At 65.3% G+C, this 19,397-nt stretch carries 17 protein-coding genes; 15 read left to right on the top strand and 2 right to left on the bottom strand.

All coding sequences use genetic code 11. The annotated features are described in order from the left end of the window. Nucleotides 1-109 precede the first annotated feature (109 nt). From ACZYRS_RS27795 to ACZYRS_RS27730, 14 genes are all read left to right on the top strand, one after another. Entirely contained in the window at nt 110-1,462 is a 1,353-nt protein-coding gene (locus ACZYRS_RS27795) for a GntP family permease (protein WP_198788038.1), read from the top strand. Nucleotides 1,463-1,504: 42 nt separating this feature from the next. Beyond that, on the top strand, nt 1,505-3,064 hold the full coding sequence (gene gntK / locus ACZYRS_RS27790; protein ID WP_463421786.1) for a gluconokinase: 1,560 nt from the start codon (nt 1,505-1,507) through the stop codon (nt 3,062-3,064). A 39-nt stretch (nt 3,065-3,103) separates the two neighbouring features. Further along, nucleotides 3,104-3,958: an AraC family transcriptional regulator gene (locus ACZYRS_RS27785; protein ID WP_233101979.1), complete on the top strand. Its 855-nt coding sequence runs from the start codon at nt 3,104-3,106 to the stop codon at nt 3,956-3,958. 180 nt (nt 3,959-4,138) lie between these two features. Continuing rightward, nucleotides 4,139-4,342 (top strand): hypothetical protein, encoded by a 204-nt coding sequence (locus ACZYRS_RS27780; protein ID WP_198787932.1) that lies wholly within the window; start codon nt 4,139-4,141, stop codon nt 4,340-4,342. A 909-nt stretch (nt 4,343-5,251) separates the two neighbouring features. Further along, entirely contained in the window at nt 5,252-6,406 is a 1,155-nt protein-coding gene (locus ACZYRS_RS27775; RefSeq protein WP_463421785.1) for a polysaccharide biosynthesis/export family protein, read from the top strand. A gap of 7 nt (nt 6,407-6,413) precedes the next feature. After that, nucleotides 6,414-6,869: a low molecular weight protein-tyrosine-phosphatase gene (locus tag ACZYRS_RS27770; RefSeq protein ID WP_463421784.1), complete on the top strand. Its 456-nt coding sequence runs from the start codon at nt 6,414-6,416 to the stop codon at nt 6,867-6,869. Beyond that, on the top strand, nt 6,866-9,127 hold the full coding sequence (locus tag ACZYRS_RS27765) for a polysaccharide biosynthesis tyrosine autokinase (protein ID WP_463421783.1): 2,262 nt from the start codon (nt 6,866-6,868) through the stop codon (nt 9,125-9,127). The genes ACZYRS_RS27770 and ACZYRS_RS27765 overlap by 4 nt, the downstream gene beginning before the upstream one ends. Before the next feature lie 335 nt (nt 9,128-9,462). Further along, entirely contained in the window at nt 9,463-10,188 is a 726-nt protein-coding gene (locus ACZYRS_RS27760; RefSeq protein WP_463421782.1) for a sugar transferase, read from the top strand. A 149-nt stretch (nt 10,189-10,337) separates the two neighbouring features. Continuing rightward, a complete protein-coding gene (locus ACZYRS_RS27755; RefSeq protein WP_463421781.1) occupies nt 10,338-11,435 on the top strand; it encodes a hypothetical protein in 1,098 nt (365 codons plus the stop codon). After that, nucleotides 11,432-12,592: a polysaccharide pyruvyl transferase family protein gene (locus ACZYRS_RS27750; RefSeq protein ID WP_463421780.1), complete on the top strand. Its 1,161-nt coding sequence runs from the start codon at nt 11,432-11,434 to the stop codon at nt 12,590-12,592. The genes ACZYRS_RS27755 and ACZYRS_RS27750 overlap by 4 nt, the downstream gene beginning before the upstream one ends. A gap of 16 nt (nt 12,593-12,608) precedes the next feature. Further along, complete coding sequence (locus ACZYRS_RS27745; RefSeq protein WP_463421779.1) at nt 12,609-13,676, top strand: glycosyltransferase; 1,068 nt, start codon at nt 12,609-12,611, stop codon at nt 13,674-13,676. Further along, the gene (locus ACZYRS_RS27740; protein ID WP_463421778.1) at nt 13,673-14,944 is read left to right on the top strand and encodes a glycoside hydrolase 5 family protein; all 1,272 of its coding nucleotides are present in this window, start codon (nt 13,673-13,675) and stop codon (nt 14,942-14,944) included. The genes ACZYRS_RS27745 and ACZYRS_RS27740 overlap by 4 nt, the downstream gene beginning before the upstream one ends. A 5-nt stretch (nt 14,945-14,949) precedes the next feature. Next, the gene (locus ACZYRS_RS27735; protein WP_463421777.1) at nt 14,950-16,179 is read left to right on the top strand and encodes a lipopolysaccharide biosynthesis protein; all 1,230 of its coding nucleotides are present in this window, start codon (nt 14,950-14,952) and stop codon (nt 16,177-16,179) included. A 21-nt stretch (nt 16,180-16,200) separates the two neighbouring features. Beyond that, the gene (locus ACZYRS_RS27730) at nt 16,201-16,815 is read left to right on the top strand and encodes a phytanoyl-CoA dioxygenase family protein (RefSeq protein WP_463421776.1); all 615 of its coding nucleotides are present in this window, start codon (nt 16,201-16,203) and stop codon (nt 16,813-16,815) included. Nucleotides 16,816-16,821: 6 nt separating this feature from the next. Here ACZYRS_RS27730 and ACZYRS_RS27725 read toward each other — a convergent pair whose 3' ends face one another. Continuing rightward, a complete protein-coding gene (locus ACZYRS_RS27725) occupies nt 16,822-17,220 on the bottom strand; it encodes an outer membrane protein assembly factor BamE (protein ID WP_463421775.1) in 399 nt (132 codons plus the stop codon). Nucleotides 17,221-17,270: 50 nt separating this feature from the next. Beyond that, nucleotides 17,271-18,656 carry a YadA family autotransporter adhesin gene (locus tag ACZYRS_RS27720; RefSeq protein WP_463421774.1) on the bottom strand — a complete coding sequence of 462 codons (1,386 nt, stop codon included), beginning with the start codon at nt 18,654-18,656 and terminating at the stop codon, nt 17,271-17,273. Nucleotides 18,657-18,852: 196 nt separating this feature from the next. On the opposite strand from ACZYRS_RS27720, the gene ACZYRS_RS27715 reads away from it, so the two are divergent. Next, nucleotides 18,853-19,245 carry a carboxymuconolactone decarboxylase family protein gene (locus tag ACZYRS_RS27715; protein ID WP_463421773.1) on the top strand — a complete coding sequence of 131 codons (393 nt, stop codon included), beginning with the start codon at nt 18,853-18,855 and terminating at the stop codon, nt 19,243-19,245. Nucleotides 19,246-19,397: the final 152 nt, after the last annotated feature.

The raw sequence follows: 19,397 nt of genomic DNA, 5'->3' as shown, positions 1-19,397 counted from the left end.
TGCCAGCGCTGGTTTTTTTGGATTGTGCGGGATAGCGCTGTCCCCGCCGTCGTTCCACCCACCGGGCGCCCTCGCAGCCCCCGGACTCAGGAGACAAGACATGTTCGGAATGTTCGGAATGAGCAAAGAGGTTTTCCTGCTCGTCGACGCCTTGGTGGCGATCCTCGGGCTCATCCTTCTGATCACGCGCTGGCGCGTGCATCCCTTCATCGCGCTCACGCTGGCCGCGGGGTTCCTGGGCCTCACTTCGGGCATGCCGGTGGACCTGGTGATGAAGTCCTTCCAGGACGGCTTCGGCGGCGTGCTCGGCTTCGTGGGCATCGTGCTGGGCCTGGGCACCATGCTGGGCAAGATGATGGCCGAGTCGGGCGGCGCCGACCGCATCGCGCGCACGCTGGTGGACGCCTTCGGCCGCGAGCGCGTGCACTGGGCCATGATGTTCGCGGCCTTCCTGGTGGGCATTCCGCTGTTCTTCGAGATCGGCTTCGTGCTCCTGATTCCGCTGGTGTTCATCGTGGCGCGGCGCACGGGCGTGTCGCTCATCCGCATCGGCATTCCGCTGCTGGCGGGCCTGTCGGTGGTGCACGGCCTCGTGCCGCCGCACCCGGGGCCGCTGCTGGCCATCGGCGTGTTCGGCGCCGACATCGGCAAGACCATCTTCTACGGCCTCATCGTCGGCCTGCCCACCGCGATGATCGCGGGCCCGATCTTCGGCAAGTTCATCTCCAAGTACGTGCCGGGCGAGGCATCGCCCGAACTGCTGGCGCAACTGGCGCGCGAGCCCGAGGCGCGCGAGCTGCCGGGCTTCGGCATCACGCTGGTCACGGTGCTGCTGCCGGTGGCGCTGATGCTCCTGAAGACCTTCGCCGACGTGGCGCTGGACGAGAAGAACATCGTGCGCCAGTGGATGGACTTCATCGGCCACCCGATCACCGCGCTGCTGGCGGCGCTGCTGCTCTCGCTCTACACCTTCGGCACCGCGCGCGGGTTCACGAGCAAGCAGATCATGAAGTTCGTGGACGACAGCCTCGCGCCCACCGCGGCCATCGTGCTCATCATCGGCGCGGGCGGCGGCTTCAAGCAGATGCTGGTCGCGAGCGGCGTGGGCAACGCGATCGGACACATGGCGCTGCAGGCGCAGGTCTCGCCGATCCTCTTGGCCTGGCTGGTGGCGGGGGTGATCCGCATCGCCACGGGTTCGGCCACGGTCGCCACCATCACGGGCGCGGGCATCGTCGCGCCGCTCGCCACCATGGTGCCGGGCGTGAACCGCGAGCTGCTGGTGCTGGCCACGGGCGCGGGCTCGCTGATTCTTTCGCACGTGAACGACGCGGGCTTCTGGCTCGTGAAGCAGTACTTCAACATGACCGTGGCCGAGACCTTCAAGACCTGGACGGTGATGGAGACGCTGATCTCGGTGGTGGCCATCGTCTTCATCATGCTTCTGGGCATGGTCGTCTAGCATGGCCGGCTGAACGCCATCGCAAGCAAGGAGACCAACGCCATGGGCCGCATCGTCATCGGGGTCGACATCGGAACCACCAGCACCAAGGCGGTGGCTTTCACGCCGGCCGGGCGCGTGCTGGCGCACGACGCGGCCGAGTACCCGCTGCTGCAGCCCGAGGCCGCCGCCGCCGAGCAGGACCCCGAGCAGATCTTCCAGGCCGTGCGGCAGACCATCGCCGGCTGCGTGAAGGCCTGCAAGGCCGCGCCGGGCGACGTGCTCGCGGTGTCCTTCAGCGCGGCGATGCACAGCCTCATCCTGGTGGACGCCGCGGGCGCGCCGCTCACGCGCAGCATCACCTGGGCCGACCACCGCGCCTCGGCCTGGGCCGGACGCATTCGCGCCGAGTGGGACGGCGACGCGATCTACCGCCGCACCGGCACGCCGATCCATCCGATGTCGCCGCTGGTCAAGCTGGTGTGGCTGCGCCATGAGCGCGCCGAGCTCTTCGCCAGCGCGGCGCGCTTCGTCGGCATCAAGGAGTACGTGTTCTTCCGGCTCTTCGGGCAGTGGCAGGTCGATCATTCGATCGCCTCGGCCACGGGGCTCTTCAACCTGGAGCGGCTCGACTGGGACGAAGGCGCGCTCGCGCTGGCCGGCGTGCGCGCCGAGCAGCTGCCGCGCCCGGTGCCGACCACCTGGCACATCGAGGGCCTCGCGGCGGACGTCGCGGCGCAGCTGGGGCTCGCGACCGACACGCCCTTCGTCATCGGCGCCAACGACGGCGTGCTCTCCAACCTGGGCGTGAACGCGGTCGCGCCCGGCGAGGTGGCCGTGACCATCGGCACCAGCGGCGCGATGCGCACCGTGGCCGACCACCCGATGACCGACCCCGAGGGCCGCACCTTCTGCTACGCGCTCGCCGACCGGCGCTGGGTGGTGGGCGGTCCGGTGAACAACGGCGGCATCATCCTGCGCTGGGTGCGCGACGAGTTCGCCTCGGCCGAGGCCGAGACCGCCAAGCGCCTGGGCATCGACACCTACGAGGTGCTCACGCGCATCGCCGAGCGCGTGTCGGCCGGCTCCGAGGGGCTCGTGTTCCACCCCTTCCTCACCGGCGAGCGCGCGCCCTACTGGAACGCCGATCTGCGCGGCTCCTTCTTCGGCCTGGGCATCCACCACCGCAAGGAGCACATGATCCGCGCGGTGCTGGAGGGCGTGATCTTCAACCTCTACAGCATCCTGCCGGCGGTCGAGTCGATCGCGGGGCGCAGCGCGCACATCAAGGCCACGGGCGGCTTCGCGCGCTCGGGCATGTGGCGCCAGATGATGGCCGACGTGTTCGACCGCGAGGTGGTGGTGCCCGAGAGCTTCGAGAGCTCGTGCCTGGGCGCCGCGGTGCTCGGGCTCTATGCGCTGGGCCACGTCGATTCGCTGGACGTGGTCGCGGGCATGGTGGGCGCCACGCACCGCCACACGCCCAACGCCAAGAACGCCGCGCTCTACCGGCAGCTCTTGCCGGTGTACCTGTCGCTGCCGCGCAAGCTGGGCGAGGAGTACCGGCTGCTCGCCGCGTTCCAGCAGCAGACGGCCGCGCCGCCAACGGCGCGCCAGGGCTGACGCGGCCCGTCGCTTTCGCTGCAGATTGGAGATGCGGTCTTGCTGAACACGGTCCACTGCGAACCCGCCGTCGCGCTCCCGCTCACGCCTTGCGCGCACGAGCCGCGCTGCCTGCACGACCACGAGCTGCACCTGATCGGCACGATGCCCGCAAGCCTTCGCATCGGCAGCGGCGCGCGCAAGGAGACGCACCGCTTCGCGCCCGGCACCGTCGTGCTGCTCGGCCCGCACCTGCCGCACACCATGGCGTTCGCGCACCGGGCGATGTCCGGCGGCGATGCGGACGGCATCGTGCTGCGCTTCGGCGACGAGCCGCTGCGCCGCGGCATGGTGCTTTTTCCCGAGCTCGGCGATGCGGGGCCGCTCCTGGCGCGCGCGCGCCGCGGCGTGCAGTTCGTGGGCCTGGGCGAAGGCACGCTCGCGCGGCTGCGCCGCATCGCATCGCTGCAGGGGCTTGCGCGTTTTTCCGAATTCACGGTGCTGCTGAACGAACTCGCGCAGTGGACCGACTACCGGCTGCTCGCCGACGAGGCGCCGGCGCTCCATGGCGAAGGGGCCGACGAGCACGGCCACGCGGTGCGCATCCACAAGGCGATGGACCACATCCGCGACAACTACGCCGAGGCGATGTCGCTGGGCGAAGTGGGCGCGATCGTGGGCATGCGGGAGAACGCGTTCTCGCGCAGCTTTCGCCGCGCCACCGGCCAGACCTTCACCGATTTCGTGATCGGCCTGCGCGTGGCCACGGCCTGCCGCCTGCTGGCCTCCACGCGCCAGCAAGTGAGCAGCATCTGCTACGAGGTGGGGTTCAACAACATCTCGAACTTCAACCGCCACTTCCGGCGCCTCCAGGGGATGACGCCGGGCGAATTCCGCGCCTCTGCGCGGGCGTGAGCGGCGGCGCGGCATGCGCAGTCAGGCCGCATGCAGGTTGCCCCGGAATACTCTGTAGGCAGCGTCCCGGAACCTGCCTATCCTTCACTTTTCTTGAGCTATCCTCTCGCACCCGACACGCGTAGCGATTTTTTACACATCCTGGGGCTGACGCGTGCCCGAGCGAAGGGGGAGAGACAGATGCGCTTGATCTTCATCGAATTGCTGTTGGCCTTGGTGCTGCTGCCACTGAGCGGCCTGTTCTGGTGGTGGGCCTTCGGCATGGGCGGCTGGGCGCTGGCCGTGTTCCTGGTGCTGGTCGGCATCACCCTGTACCTGGTGCTGCGCGGCGTTCGCGCTACCAAAGACCAGCTCGGCCAAGGCGGCAACGACGAAGAGCAGTAAGCCGCGCCCCTGTTCCGCCACTCGCTCGCCGGAACATCCCCACCCAAGGCCTCCTCGTGAGGCCTTTTGCATTTATTGGCCGCGGCCGAGCGCGCCCAATTCCCGGAAATGCGCCATTCCATTGCGGTGCACCGGCGTTGAATTCTTTTTCATGCCTCCTCCTGTCATTGCCCCGATTAGACGGGTTTTGCATGACGGAATTACGAAAATTCCGTGGCATTCGAATTACCGGAATTGAAATAACACTACGAAAGTTTCAATTCAAAATGAATCTGAAATCATTCATTTTATTTCGTGTGCAATCGTTGCACGATCCTGGTGCTACCCCCGCCCGCAGCCGCATCAATTCGAAGTAGACCGAAGAACCTACAGCAATTCAAAACCGGGCGGAAATGGCCATCGAGGTGCCCCTTGTGGTGCCGCCGCACCCGGTTCGCGAACAGGGTACCCCAAGTTCACGGGCGCGCTCCATTCGAGGGGTTGCACGAAAATACAAAATCTTACAAAAACGGGACGCAAGGTCAAAAACCCTTGAATCCAGGATTTCGTGGTCTGAATGCGACGATCGCCCCACGCGCCGGGGTAATTAATAAGTCGCCATTTCAATCGCCTCAATTGCATTCCGGAATGCTGTTCCAGCGGCCGTTTTCCCAATGAAAACGACATTCCGGAGAGTGCGATGAGAGATAACCCCGCGCAGCGCAGGGTTGCGCCACGAATAGACACGATTTTTGCGCCTCTGCGACGAAAAAGGAGGTCTTCGGCCGCAGCGACAATTGGGTTTTCGACCGCGTACCGATAAAGCACAGGCTCGCTTTGAAGTGCGCCGCGATCCAAAGGCGACCTCCCGCATCAATCGGGCTCGACCTTTGCATATGAACCGCAGTGGTTGAAAAAACCAGTTTTGCAATGGAGATCAATTTGACACGCTACGTGTACCTGATGGGGTGGAGCGTCGCCCTGGCCGGCGCGATGTTGCTCCAGGGCTGCGCACCGGGTTTCGGCACCCTGGCGGCCTCCGAGCCCGACCCGACGCCCGCCCCCGCGCTGTCCGCCGACGGTTCGCCCGAAGGCGCGCTCACGCCCATTTCGCCGGCGCTCATCCGCGCGATGGCCGATGCGCAGCCCACCGCGGTGCCCTCCGACGTGAAGGCGCTGTTCGGCGAGGCCGCCCCGTACACCATCGGGCCGGGCGACGTCGTGGGCGTCATCGTCTACGACCACCCCGAGCTCCTGCCCAACGCCGGCGCGGTGATCACCCAGCAGGTCGACCCGACCGGCATCAGCGTGGCGCCGGGCTTCATCGTGGGCGCCAACGGGGAGATCAGCTTTCCCTACATCGGCCGCGTGAAGATGCAGGGCCTGACGGAAATCGAGGCCTCCGACCTCATCGCCAGGCGCATCGCGCGCTACATCAAGGAGCCGCAGGTCACGGTGCGCATCCAGTCGTTCCGAAGCCGCCGCGCCTTCGTCGAGGGCGAGGTGCGCACGCCGGGCCTGCAGATCTTCACCGACGTGCCGATGACGCTGGCCGAGGCGCTCAACCGCGCGGGCGGCATCACCGCCAACGGCGACCGCTCGTTCGTCACGCTCACGCGCGGCGACCGCACCACGCTGGTCGATCTCACGCGCCTGCAGGACCTGGGCAACGGCGCGGGCGACATCCCGCTGCAGAACGGCGACGTGGTGCAGGTGCGCAACCGCGACGAGAGCAAGGTGATGGTGATGGGCGAGGTGCTGCGCCCCTCGGCGCTGCTCATGCACAACGGGCGCCTCTCGCTGAACGAAGCGCTCGGCGAAGCCGGCAGCGCCAACCTGGGCACCGCCAACCCGGGCCAGATCTACGTGGTGCGCAACACCGCCAAGGGCACGCCCGCGGTGTTCCACCTGAACGCGAAGAACCCCGCCGCGCTCGCGCTGGCCGACCGTTTTCCGCTGCAGCCGCGCGACGTCGTCTACATCGACTCGGTGCCGCTGGTGAGCTGGAACCGCGTGGCCAGCCTCATCCTGCCGGCCGCCCAGGTCATGGACATCGGCGACCGCATCTACATGAACCACCGATGAGCCGCCGATGAAAACCGTGCTCACAGTCTGCATCGGCAACATCTGCCGAAGCCCCATGGCGGAGGGCCTGCTCGCGGCGGGCCTGCCGCACCTTCGCGTGGTGTCCGCGGGCACCGGCGCGCTGGTGGGCAAACCCGCCGACGCCACCGCGCAGGCGCTCATGCGCGCGCGCGGCATCGACATCTCGGGCCACGTCGCCCAGCAGGTCAGCCAGATGCTGTGCCGCCAGGCCGACCTCATCCTGGTGATGGACCTGGCGCAGCGCCGCTACCTGGAGTCGACCTACCCGTTCGTGCGCGGCAAGGTGTTCCGCATCGCCGACACCATGGCCAAGGACGTGCCCGACCCCTACCGGCAGGGCGACGCCGCGTTCGAGCGGGCGCTGGCCCTCATCGACGCCGGCGCACGGACGTGGATCGACCGCGTCCTGAAGATCACAAAACCTGAGCAGCAAACCACATGAACGCATCCCCGCAAGCCGCCCCAGCGATGCAAGCGCTGGACGACGACGGCGAGGGCATCAACCTCGCGGAGTACTGGGACATCCTGGTGGACAACCGCTGGCTCGTCGCGGCAGTGGTCGTCGTTTTTCTCTTCCTGGGCACCGCCTATGCGCTGCTGGGCAAGCCCGTCTACGAAGGCAACCTCGCGGTGCAGGTGGAAGACTCGGGCAACTCCGCGGGCAGTTTCCTCGGCGATGCGGCCTCGTCGCTGCTGAGCGTGAAGACGCCGGCCGCGGGCGAAATCGAAATCCTCCGCTCGCGCGCCATCCTGGGCAAGGCGGTGGAGAACACCAAGCTCTACATCAGCGCGCGGCCGCGCTATGCGCCCTTCGTGGGGAGCTACCTCTCGCGCCGCGCGACCGGGCTGTCGGAGCCGGGCTTCATGGGGCTCTCGGGCTACGTCACGGGCACCGAGAGCATCCTCGTGCCGCGCTTCGATGTGCCGCCCGACTTCGAGGAGCAACCGTTCAAGCTCACCGTCGGCACCAACGGCCAGTACGAGCTGAGCCACCCCGACATCGAGACGCCGATGAAGGGCACCGTCGGCACCTTGCTCTCGGCGAACATTCCCAACGTCGCGAACGGCAGCCTGAGCCTCATGGTCACCAGCCTCGGCGGCAAGCCGGGCGCGCAGTTCCAGCTCGTGCGCTCGTCCACGCAGAAGACGCTGCTCGCGCTGCAGGACGCGCTCAAGGTCGTCGAAAAGGGCAAGCAGTCGGGCGTGCTCGACGTGAGCTGGAAGAGCGCCGACCCCGAGAAGCTCACGCAGTTGCTCAACGAGATCGGCACGCTCTACGTGCGCCAGAACATGGAGCGCAAGGCGGCCGAGGCCGAGAAGACGCTGGGCTTCCTCGATACGGCGCTGCCGCAGTTCAAGACGCAGCTGGAGCAGTCCGAGGACATCTACAACCGCTACCGCAACCAGAACGGCACGGTGAGCCTGGACGACGAGGCCAAGAACGCGCTCACGCAAACCGTCGATCTGCAGTCCAAGCTGCTGGAGGCCGAGCAGAAGCGCCGCGAGCTCGCCGCGCGCTTCACCGACGAGCACCCGGCCATCCAGACGCTCGACACGCAGGTGAGGGCCTGGAAGAGCGCCATCGCCGGCATCGACGCGCGCATCCGCAAGATGCCCGAGCTGCAGCAGAACACCGTGCGCATGCAGCGCGACATCAAGGTGAACACCGAACTGTACGTGTCGCTCTTGAACAGCTCGCTGCAGATGCGCCTGGCCAAGGAGGGCAAGGTGGGCAACGTGCGCCTGCTGGACGAAGCCATCGTGCCCGAGGAGCCGGTGTGGCCCAAGCGCCCGCTGGTCGTCGCGCTCGCACTGATCCTCGGGCTGGCCGCCGGCATCGGCGCCGCGGTGGCGCGCAGCTCGTTCTTCGGCGGCATCCGCAACCCTGGCGAAATCGAGACGCACACGGGCCTGAACGTCTACAGCAGCATTCCGCTGAGCGCCGCGCAGCGCACGCTCGACCGGAACATCGAGAACAAGGTCGCCGGCCTGCACGTGCTCTCGCACCTGCAACCCGAAGACCCGGCGGTGGAGAGCCTGCGGAGCCTGCGCACCGCGCTGCAGTTCGCCATGCTGGAGGCGACCAACAACCGGCTGCTTATTTCGGGTGCGACGCCCGGTGTAGGCAAAACGTTTATTTCGGTGAATTTCGCGGCCATCAGCGCCGCGACCGGTAAAAGAGTTCTTTTGATTGACGCCGATTTGCGAAAAGGCCGCGTCAATCAATTCCTCTCGATTCCGCGCGCCGGCGGATTGTCGGAATTGATAGCAGGAACGCTCGATTTCGAGAAGGCCGTGCGCCCGTCGGTGCTGCCGAACCTGGATGTCATCACCACCGGCGTGCTGCCGCCCAATCCGGCCGAATTGCTGATGAGTGAGTCTTTTGTCCACGTTCTGGACAAGCTGTCGCCCGCCTACGACCTCGTGATCGTCGATACGGCACCGGTATTGGTGGCCGCGGATACCGCCTCGGTGGCGCCTCTGGCGAGCACCTTGCTGCTGGTCGCGCGTGCGGAAAAGACACAGCTTGGGGAATTAAATGAAACCGTCAGAAGGCTTGCGCATGCGGGCCGTTCGGTGAACGGCGTAATTCTGAATGCTATTGACCTATCGCGCCGCCATGCGGGCAGTGGGGGCTATAAGTACGGCGCTTACAAGCATTTACAATACACATATAAATCCAACAGGGATTCCACCTAGACCGTGAAAAATTGGAGTTAAATTCAATTCGATGCGCTTGACATTCTGGCGGGCGCATCGAGCTCATACTCAAATTGTATTCACTCAAAAAAATGTAGTACCAATGAATAATCATTCATTTTTCCTACATTTTCCGTAGTCCGTTGGCCGCGCAATAGCTTCTGCAATGCAGGAGCCATGAGGCAGTTGTGCGGGTCGTGTCGGCCACAAAAAATCAGGGCCATAACCGAAGAGATGCAGGCTATTGAAATTGCCCGCATGAGGAAAGGTGCGTCGCCAATGAAATACCTTCCGAAAGAAATTCTTTCGCGTTTCAGATCTGGATGGAGAAAGCCATGAGAAACCTCCGCCCCGAAGAATCACTGGTCCCACAAGGCTGGGACAATTCGGAAAACCACCACAGCGAATCGCCGTACGACATCGGGCAGAACCGGGTCAATCACCCGGTATTGCTCCGCGTCGGCAAAAGATCGGTGGACATTGCCGCCGCGCTTTTCTTCTTCATCGCCTTCGGCTGGGTGTTCGTGCTGATCGGCCTGTGCGTGATGGTCAGTTCCGGCGCGCCCGTTTTCTATTCGCAGCCGCGCTATGGAAAAGACGGGAAGGTATTCCGGTTCTGGAAATTCCGCTCGATGACGGCCAATTCGGCGCAGGTGCTCGAGGAGCACCTGAAAAACAATCCCGAGGCGCGGCGTCAATGGGACGAATACCAGAAGCTGGAAAAAGACCCGCGGATCACGCCTTTCGGAAAATTCATCCGCAAGACCAGCCTGGACGAATTGCCGCAATTCTGGAATGTGCTCATGGGCGAGATGAGCCTCATCGGCCCACGCCCCTGCATGCTCGAGCAGAAATCGCTCTACGGGCACGACTGGAGCCACTACTGCGCCGTGCGGCCGGGCATCACCGGCCTCTGGCAAGTGAGTGGCCGCAACCAGCTGACCTACAACGCCCGCGTCGCCCTGGACGTGCGGTATGTGGAGACGCTGTCCGTGGTGAAGGACGTGGACATCTTCATCAAGACGATCTGGGTGGTGGCCGTGGGGCACGGGTCGCGATGATGAATTTCGCCGGGCCGCACGAATAGAAATTCGTCGGCTGCGGCCGCAAAGGGCGGCCGCGACAACCAAAGAAGAATAAAAAAACCAGCGCTGGAAAGCGGCCGGTGCAGGGGAATTTTTGTCTTCGAAATGTTCGGAATGGAATCCATATGCTGACGAGTCCTGCCATTGCGGGAAGACCGCCCGGCCCAATTGCGCCTCGGAGAAATATGCCCAGGCCCGGAAGGGGCCGGCGTTTCAATCAATATTCGATCGCGGGCATTGCGCTCGTGGTCGTGTACGTGCTGATCTACGCTTTTTTCCGGGAATCGCTGCCCGAAAAATGGAGCGTCGATTCGGCCAAGATCATCGAAATCCTGAATTACGGCGGCGCGGGCGGCGACCTGGACAATTCGTTCGCGGTCACCGCGGCATTGTTCGGCCTCATCGGCGTGGACAACCTGGATATCTTCACCTGCCTGGTGAGCGCGCTGTTTCTTTTCTTCGCGACGCACGATATCCGCCGGGCCGGCGATTTCTTTTCGCGGCTGCTGCTGATTGCGCCGTGCATCATGCTCAACATGTTTGCGCCGTCGAAAGAAACCGTGGTGCTCATCATGACGATGTTCATCACCGTGTCGGCGATCTATTTCCGGACCTCGAAGAAATTCACCTTCGCGTCGTTCCTCTTTCTTTACGTGGTGTACGGGATCTTCGTACGCCAATACTATTTGCTGATCGTCGGCGTGTTCTTCGGCGTCTATTGGCTCTGGCGCCGACCGCTCAAATACCATTTGCTGGCGGCCATTGTTGCGGCGGGCGCCATCATGGCGGCGCCGTCCAGCGTTTTGCAGACGCTGCAATCGCCACGCGACACGTCCAATGCCTATGCGGAGCAAATCGGCAGCGACAACCGCACGGCCTTCACCAATATTGCATCCCCGGCCACCGGCCCCGGATTCCTGGTCAATTACGTCTATGCCGGAACGGTATTGATCACACCAGTCCTGTATTTCCAGACGGCGAGCGATTTCTTCATGCAATTGATGATCGGCGCGATGCTGGTCATTCTTTACCGCGCCCGAAAAAAAGCCCGGCGCGGGCATGACCGGTTCGAAGTCAGATTCTTTGCCAGCCTGTTCATTGCGCACATCCTGGTGCAATTGATCTTCGAGCCCGATCTGGGGAGTTTCACCCGGCATTTGACTTCGGTGCTGCTCTATCTCATCGCCATCAAGGTCGCAGAGAGAAAACCATTCCTCCCATGAAAAAAATCCTGATTTGCGCTGTGCCATTCAGCGACAACCTGGGCGACGGGGTCATTGCCGCGTCGCTGGCGCACATTGCCGGCCTCAAATACCCGGACGCCCGAATCGAATTCCTCGACATTGCCGGGCGGCACGGATTCGACGAAGACAACCTGCGCGGCGGCGGCGCGTTCGGCGTGTTCCAGAAGCTGCCGGCGCTCGTGCGCTCGGCCATCGTGTTCGCGTACTGCCTGAAGAACTACGTCCAGCGCTGGCGCCCGCACTGGAAGGCGGCCGTGAGCGATGCGGACCTGGTCATCGTCGGCGGCGGGCAGCTCTTCTGCGACGTGGCGCTGAACTTCCCGGCCAAGCTGTTCCTCTTGAGCCGGCTGCTGCGCGGCAAGCGCGTCGCGGTGGTGTCGGTGGGCGTCACGGCCAAGTGGTCGTACTGGGGCAAGGTGCTGGTCAACAAGTTCTTCAAGAACGCGGCGCCGGTTTTCTTCGCGACGCGCGATGCGGAGTCCGCGAAGAACCTGCACGACATCTTCCGCATCCCCCGGCCCGACATCCGCGTGGTGCCCGACCCGGCGCTGGTCTGCGAGAGCGCGTTTTCCGAGGAGCTTTCGCCCGAGAAGAAGTGGGACGTGGGCATCTGCGTGAGCAGCCTCGATGCGCTGGTCATGAACTCGGAGTACGGCGACGCGAACGCCATCGGCTCGGCCGATTTCTTCGCCAACCTGGCCGAGGCGCTGCAGAAGGAAGGCGCGCGCGTTCTCTACTTCACCAACGGCGCGGCCGAAGACAACCGCGTGATGGCCGAGATTTCCGCGCGGCAGGCCGGCGAGAACGCGGCGGAGAACGCCGCCTTCCTCGTGCCCAAGCGCCCCGACGACCTGGTGGCGCTCATCAGCGCGTGCTCGTGCATCGCGGCGCACCGGCTGCACGCGAACATCGTGGCCTACAGCCTGAACATCCCGTCGGTCGGCATGAACTGGGACAAGAAGGTCGAGTCGTTCTTCCGCCTCACGGGGCGCACGCAATACCTGTTCGACCTGTCGCCGCGCCCCGACCAGCTCAAGGCCTCGGTGCTGCAGCTGCTGCAGGACAGGAGTGCAAACCGCGAGCGGCTCGATGCGCTGAAAGGCGAAGTCATCGCCGGCACGCACGCCCTCATCTGATGCGAGGCGCGCCATCATGAAAGTACTGCACGTTGCCGAGACGCTCAAGGGCGGGCTGGAGACGTACCTGCGCATCGTCTCGCGCTACCAGAAGACCTCGCCGGAAATCAGCCAGGTGAAGTTCGTGCTGCCCGGGCAGGTGGACTGGCTGGGCGCGGAAAACACCCACGTCGTGCCCACGGCGCGCAAGGCCTCGGCGCTGCTGGCGTATGCGAGGGACGTGCGCCGGATCATCGCGACCGAACGCCCGGCCGTGCTGCACCTGCACAGCTCGATCGCCGGCGGTGTCGTGCGCGCCATGGCATTGCTCGGGCAGGTGCCGCGCGGCGTGAAGATCGTCTATTGCTCGCACGGCTGGGCCTTCGACCAGACCGGCCCCGCCTACAAGACGCTGGCCTACCGCTGGATCGAGCGAATGCTCTCGTGGCGCAGCGACGCGATCATCTGCATCAGCGACCACGAGACGAGGGTGGCCGAGAAGTTCGGCATCCAGCATGTGCGCTGCATTCCGAACGGCATCGACCAGATCGAAGGCAGCGAGCCGGCGTCGGCCCAACTGGCGCTCGCCGAACCGCGCAAGGTGCTGTTCGTCGGCCGGCTCGACAAGCAGAAAGGCATCGATGCGCTGCTCGACGCCTACGTGCGCGTGAAGCCGAATTTCAAGCTCATCGTGGTGGGCGATTCCGTGCGCAAGGACCTGACCCTCGCGCAGTCCGACCAGGTCGAATTCAAGGGCTGGCTGGAGAAGGACGAACTCGACGCGGTCTACCGCGCATGCGACGCCACCATCGTGCCATCCCGCTGGGAGGGCTTCGGCCTCGTCGCGGTCGAGGCCATGGCGCGCGGCAAGCCGGTGTTCGCATCGGCCGTCGGCGGGCTCGTCGACATCGTGGCGCACGGCACCAGCGGCCGGCTCTTTTCGCTCGAACAGATGGACCAGACGCTGCGCGACATCGACGGCCTCTCCGACGCGGCCCTGCGCCAGATGGGGCAGGCCGGCCGGCGGATCTTCGAAGAGAAGTTCACCTCGCAGCGCATGAACACGGCCATCGTCAACCTCTACAAGGAGTCGGTTCTCCGATGAAGATTTCCAGAAACCGAACCCGCCGCCTGCTGCAAGCGGCGCTGCTGTCGTGCGCGTGCATATCCGCTGCCTTCATGAGCCCCGCGCAAGCGCGCGGCGTGAGCGGCATCGACACCGATTACCCGGTCGCGCTGAGCGTGCAGATCGACCCGGCCACCATCACCGATGCGGACCTCAACGACATCCGCGCGGCGGGTTTCGAGTTCGTGCGCTTCGGCGTGCGGCCGCCGCTCAAGAGCGTGAACCCGAACCTCATCGACTACCCGCGCCTGATCCAGCGCGTGCGCAACGCGAAGCTCGACGCGATCGTCACGCTCTTCGGCGGCAGCGCGATCTGGGGGTTGGGCCCGAAGGACTGGCGCGAGGGCGCGCGCAAGGAGAGTCTGTTCTCCGATTTCGCGGTCGGCTTCATGAAGGCGCACACCAGCGACGTGGCCGTGTGGGAGGTGTGGAACGAACCGGACCACAAGACCTTCCTGAACCCCGCGCTGCTCGCGGACTTCGAGACCGCGTCGTCGGAGCTGTGCGCCAACATGGCCAAACAGAAGGTGCAGCCGAACATCGTGGTGGGCTTCGGTTTCGCGAACCTGCCCTTCGTGGGCGGCAAGGTGCCCACGCAACTGGAGAACGCGTTCGTCTCGGCCGCCAAGTCCGATTGCCTGACCGACATTTCCATCCACCCCTACCGCCCGGTGCCCGAGACCGCCTTCGGCGACTACGAAAAGCTGCGCGCCCAGCTCGACAAGCGCGACCTCAGGAAGACCGGCATCGCCGTCTCCGAATGGGGCTATGCCTCGTACCTGCCGGTGCGCAGCCAGAGCACGCAGGCCTCGCTGGTGTTCCGCGAGTACCTCATCAACGCCGCGGCCGGCATCAAGCTCTTGAACCTGTATGCGTGGCGCGACCGCGGGCGCTCGTCGTTCTCCAAGGAAGACAACTTCGGGATCATGTCGAACGCGGGCGAGAAGAAGGAGGCGTTCTCCGCGCTCACCGAATTCCTCAAGATCGCCCGGCATTCGAAGAAGGTGTCCTACGACGACGCGAAGGGCGTGAACCAGCTGGTCTTGAAGCGTGACGACGCGCTGCTGCACGTGCTGTGGACGCAGGACAACGAGAAGTCCGTCACCGTGCCCGTCGCCGAAGGCAAGAAGTGCACGCGCGTCGATTTCTTCCCGCAGGTGCGCCGCGGCAGTTGCGGTCCTCGCACGGACGGCGGGTTCTCCGCGAAGGCCTCGGCCTATCCCGTGCTGCTGTCGATCTCGGACTAGACGCGATGGCGCGTCTTTCCGGCATCCGCAAACGTCTGGGCGGCCCCGTCTTCGCGATTGCGGACCAGTGCATCTACAGCGCGAGCCAGCTGCTCTTGAGCTTCGCGCTCGCGCGTGTGCTGTCGCCTTCGGATTTCGGCGTGGCCTCCGCGTTCCTGGCGGTCGTGAGCTTCCAGTACATCCTGCACACGGCGATGGTGCACGAGCCGCTGCTCATCCGGCGCTTCTATGTGAGCCGGTCGGCCGCGTGGACGAGCTGGACGCTCGTCGCGCTCCTCTCGCTCGCGGGGTACCTGTGCTGGCAGCTCATCGTGTTTCCGGGGCGGGTGCGCTGGGTGGGCGTGGCGCTCATCGTGGGCTACGAGATCTTCTGGCTCTCGCGCAGCCTGCTGCTCACGGGGCGGCGCTACGCGATGCTGTGCGCGACCGGCGTGCTGATCTGCGTGGGGTATGTCGCGGTGCTCGGCGTGGAGAAGCCCGCGACGTGGGGCGAGGCGCTGCTGCTGGTCTCGCTGCTGCAGCTGCCGTTCGTGATCCTCGTGCTGCTGAACCTGCGCAACGTGATGCCCGCATTGCCCGCCGCGCGCGACGCGCAAGGCCTCACCGTGCGCGAGTCGATGGCCTACGGCTGGAAGGCCAGCCTCTCGCAGTTCATGAGCTGGATCATGACGGGCGGCGCCATCCTGCTGCTGGGCTCGTCGGCCGATTCGGAGCAGGGCGGGCTGCTGAAGATCTACATCACCTTCTTGTTGCCGATGCAGTACGTGCTCGCGGCGCTGGGCTATTACCTGCTGCCGCAACTGGCGGCGCGCTGGCATGCCGAAGACCGCAAGAGCGTGCACCGGCTGTTCGTGATGTTCGTGCTGCTCGGCTTTGCGATCGCCGAAGTGGGCGGCGTGGTGCTGGGCCTCGTCGGGCCGCACCTCGTGGTGCTGGCCTTCGGCGAGAACTACCGGCACATGGACTTCTCGCCGTTCTACTACGCGCCTGCCATCTTCGGTCTCACCATGTGCCTGCGCACGGGCTTCCGTGCCGCGGCGCGGCCGGGCGCGCTGCTGTTCTGCTCGGTCGTGGGCGCGGTGGTGTTCGGCATCGCGATGCGCATGGCGAACGCGCCGATCTCGTACATCCAGACCATCCACGCGATGACGTTGGGCTTCGCATGCATGGCCGCGTTGATGATCGGCTGGCTGTTCTTCTTCATGCGAGCGCCCGGACAGAGCCCGAGAGGCTGAGAGGCCATCCTGGAGAACGCCATGAACAACCCCTTGCTTCGCGACGTCCGCCTGGACGAGCGCCTGCGCTTTCTGCGGGACGGCGTGGTGTGCCTGCGCCAGATCATCTCGCCCGAGTGGGTGCGGCGCGCGCAGGACGGCGTCGAGCACGAGCAGGTGATGTTCGAGACCGGTGCCGGCGAGGTCGCGCGGCAGCTGACCGTGACACGGCGGCTGCGCTGGATCTACGACCAGTTCTTCGATGGCGATGCCATCGGCGCGACGCCCTGGCACCAGGACACTTCGTATGGCCTCGCGGACAGCCACCGCATCGTGCGCGTGTGGATGCCGGTGGACCACGTGCCGCGCGAGACGGGCATCGAGGTGGTGCGCGGCTCGCACCTGTGGAAGGCCGAGTACGGCTGGGCCGGCCGCTTCGAGGTGCGCGACATCGAGGCCAACCGCCGCGCCTTCGACATCGTGGGCTACGAGGTCGATGCGGGCGACGTGGTGGCCTTCAACTACCGCGCGCTGCACCACGCGGGCGCCAGCGTGAACTTCAGCGAGAAGCGCAAGGCCTTCGCGATCCTCTATGCGGACGACGCGATCAACCTCAGGCGGCCGATGTCTTCATCGCCCGTTTTCCGCCCCGCGTAGTTCAGCCTAGGCGCCCAGCTTGCCGCAGAACTCGGGCAGCCAGTGGAAGCTGCGCGCCTGGTAGTTGCGATCGAAGATCACCTTGTACTGGCAGGTCGTCACGCCGTTGCCCGAGCGGAAATGGAAGATGTAGTCCCACTCGCGCACGGCCGCCATGCCCTCGGAAAAATGCGGTCGGCCGATGAGTTCGTAGAGCTGGTTCTTGGTCGCGCCGGGGCCGATGGCGCGCAGGTTCTCGCGGTTCGGAAAGCTGCCTTCCTTCTGCCATGCGTCGTCGGCTTTCGGCCAGACGACTTCGGTGGCCTTGCCTTCGTCGGTGATGCCGCGGCTCACGTAGGAAGTGCAGCCTTGCAGCGCGAAGAGCGCCGCGGTGGTGCCGATCACGGCGATGGAAGTGCGAAGCATGCGTGGTTGTTTTGCTTGTGTCATGAAAGGTCTTTTGAATTTCTTGTCGCTCACCACTGGAACCCGGCACCGGCGGTCAGGCCGACGCTGCCGCGCGAGTTGGCCGAGCCGGTGAGCTTCATCACCCAGCGGCCGTTGTCGGTGATGCTCGAGTAGCCGATGGCGATCGCGTTCTGGCCTTCGTAGCCCGCCACGCTGGCCGCGACCATGTTCTTGCCGGGGATGTACGCCTGCGGCATGCCGCTCATCGCCATCGCGCCGGCGGTGCCGGCATTGGCATCGCGCTGGGTCGCGCGAATCTCGTTGCGCAGCTGGTTGTTCTGCGCGTTGACCTGGCTGCCCTGCGCGTTCAGCTGGTTCACGTTGACTGCGTCGGTGCCGGCCACGCCGGGCGCGACGTTCGAGATGGTGGTGCCGCCCGGCGCCTGCCCGTTGCCCAGCGTGACCTGGTTGTAGTTGACGCTGCCATCCACGTTGGTGCTGTAGTTCACCGCGCGCGACTGCACCGCCTGCAGCTGCCGCACGTTGACCGCGTCGGTCGCCTGCGTGCCGCCCGCCACATTCGTGATCTGCCGCTCGCCGCCCGCGCTGCCGACGGAGATGGCGCCCTGCGTCGAGTTCACCGCGGTATTGGAGAACAGCTCGGCCTTGCCGCCCATGCCCGCGCGGTCGGCGATGGCGCCCGCGCCGAGCGCCACGCCGCCCGTGCTGCTGGCGATGGTGCCGGTGCCCAGCGCGATCGCCGACGTGCCCGATGCCATGCTCTGCAAGCCTACGGCCACGCTGGAGACGGCGGTGGCCGTCGCGAAGTCGCCCACGGCGAGCGCACTGTCGGCCAGCGCCTGGCTGTTGGCGCCGAGCGCCGCGGCGTTGATGCCGTTCGCGTTCGCGCGGTCGCCGGCTGCCAGGCTGCTTTTTTTCTGCGCCTGCGTGTTCGCGCCGAGTGCGGTCGCATTGATGTCGCTCGCGGTAGCGCGGTCGCCCGCGGCCAGGCTGCTGGTGGCCACCGCAGTGGTGTTGGCGCCGAGCGCTGTCGCGTTGGTGCCGAAGGCCTGCGCCACGTTGCCGACGGCGGTGCTGCTCACGCCTGCGGCCGTGCTCGTGGCGCCCAGCGCGGTCGCGTAGGTCTCGGTCGCCTTGGCATCGATGCCCGTCGCCACGCTGCCGTAGCCGGTGGCCTTGGTCGTGGTGTCGCCGAGCAGCACGGCGCTGTTGCCCAGGTTGCCGCTCACGATGGTCTGCAACGCTGCCGCGTCCGGACCGCCATTGACGGGATCGCCGGGCACGCCGCTCACGAGCGCGATGCCGCCGTTGCCGTTGGGCACCTGGCACGACCACGTGGGCCCGGCACCGGTCGAACTGCATACGGCGCCCGAGCCGGCGACGTAGGTGTTGCCGCCGATGGTGACGTCGGCCCATGCGCTTGCGGTGAGCACGCCTGCCGCCAAGACGACAGCACGCCTGAATCCTCGATCCATGATTGTTTCCCCCTGACGCACCCTTTGGATGCGTTAATTTATGAAGGTCACAAATGTATGAACCGAGGCCGTGCCAACAAAGGACCTAATTCACAATGACTGTGAACGAACAGCTACCAAATGTTTACGAACCATCACTGATTCAGGAGATTCGATGAAGCCCCAACCGATCGACTACGCGAACGCTTCCGCCGAGGTCAAGGCCGTGTTCGACGACATCAAGACCTCGCGCAACGTGCCCGATGTCAACAACTTCTGGAAGTACCTGGCCAACGATCCGGTCTCGCTCCAGCGCACCTGGTCGAGCCTGAAGGAAGTGATGGCGCCCGGCGCGCTCGACCCGGTGGTCAAGGAAATGATCTACCTCGCGGTGAGCGTGACCAACGGCTGCGGCTACTGCATCGCGAGCCACCACGCGAGCGCGGAGAAGGCGGGCATGACGAACGAGATGTTCGGTGAGCTCATGGGCGTTGTCGGGATGGCGAACGAGACGAACCGGCTGGTCAACGGGTATCGGGTGCCAATCGATCCGGCGTTCGACAAGTAGGAACGCTGAGTCATTCAGGGCGGCACTCCCGCCGACGGTGGGCTCTGTTTCGCGAATGTCCCCCGGCTTCGCCTCCTCCTTGATTTCGCGAAACAGAGCCCACCATCGGCGAGAGCGCTTTCAGAGCGGTCGTTGATCTGCGATCACCAGCA

The organism is Variovorax sp. AC194 (assembly GCF_979257995.1).
The sequence above is the reverse complement of the archived record's forward strand: the minus strand, read 5'-3'. Positions and strand labels throughout refer to the sequence as shown.